This window comes from Cellulosimicrobium composti (assembly GCF_009711085.1).
Taxonomy (GTDB): domain Bacteria; phylum Actinomycetota; class Actinomycetes; order Actinomycetales; family Cellulomonadaceae; genus Cellulosimicrobium; species Cellulosimicrobium composti.
This window is the reverse complement of the sequence record NZ_WMKA01000116.1, coordinates 1-978: the sequence shown is the minus strand read 5'-3', so window position 1 is coordinate 978 and position 978 is coordinate 1. Positions and strand designations below refer to the sequence as shown.

1 protein-coding gene is annotated in these 978 nt (G+C 68.0%); it reads left to right on the top strand.

Annotated features, from left to right (window positions below; translation table 11 throughout):
- Positions 1 to 974, top strand: a 974-nt coding sequence (gene clpX / locus GJV82_RS19200) for an ATP-dependent Clp protease ATP-binding subunit ClpX (protein WP_024842362.1), incomplete at its 5' end; no start/stop codon positions are given.
- Between the last annotated feature and the right edge of the window lie 4 nt (positions 975 to 978).

Sequence of the window (978 nt, the reverse complement as noted above, 5' to 3'; positions counted from 1 at the left end):
CCGACGACCCGGACTACGTGGAGCTGGCGAAGTCGAACATCTTGCTGATCGGTCCGACGGGGACGGGCAAGACGTATCTGGCGCAGACGTTGGCGCGGATGTTGAACGTGCCGTTCGCGATCGCGGACGCGACGGCGCTCACCGAGGCGGGGTATGTCGGTGAGGACGTGGAGAACATCTTGCTGAAGCTGGTGCAGGCGGCGGACTTCGACGTGAAGAAGGCCGAGACGGGCATCATCTACATCGACGAGATCGACAAGGTGGCGCGCAAGGCGGAGAACCCCTCGATCACGCGGGACGTGTCGGGTGAGGGTGTGCAGCAGGCGTTGCTGAAGATCATCGAGGGCACGAGCGCGTCGGTGCCGCCGCAGGGTGGTCGTAAGCACCCGCACCAGGAGTTCATCCAGGTGGACACCTCGAACGTGCTGTTCATCGTGGCGGGGGCGTTCGCGGGGTTGGACGACATCGTGGCGGCGCGGGCGCGCAAGCGGGGTGTGGGTTTCGGGGCGCCGATCGAGACGGGTGCGGGGGAGGACCTGTTCGCGCAGGTGCGTCCGGAGGACCTGCACCGGTTCGGGTTGATCCCGGAGTTCATCGGGCGCCTGCCGGTGATCGCGTCGGTGTCGGCGTTGGACTCCGAGGCGTTGGTGCGGATCCTGACCCAGCCCAGGAACGCGTTGGTCAAGCAGTACCAGCGGATGTTCGCGATCGACGGGGTGGAGCTGGAGTTCACCGACGGTGCGGTGGAGGCGGTCGCGGAGCAGGCGTTGCTGCGCGGGACCGGGGCGCGGGGGCTGCGCGCGATCATGGAGGAGGTGCTGCAGCAGGTGATGTTCGACGTGCCCTCGCGTGATGACGTGGAGCGGGTCGTGATCACGCGCGAGGTCGTGCTGGACAACGTCAACCCCACGATCGTGCCCCGCACCGGCACCCGCGCCGCCCGCACCCGCACCCCCCGCGAGAAGTCCGCCTGACCCG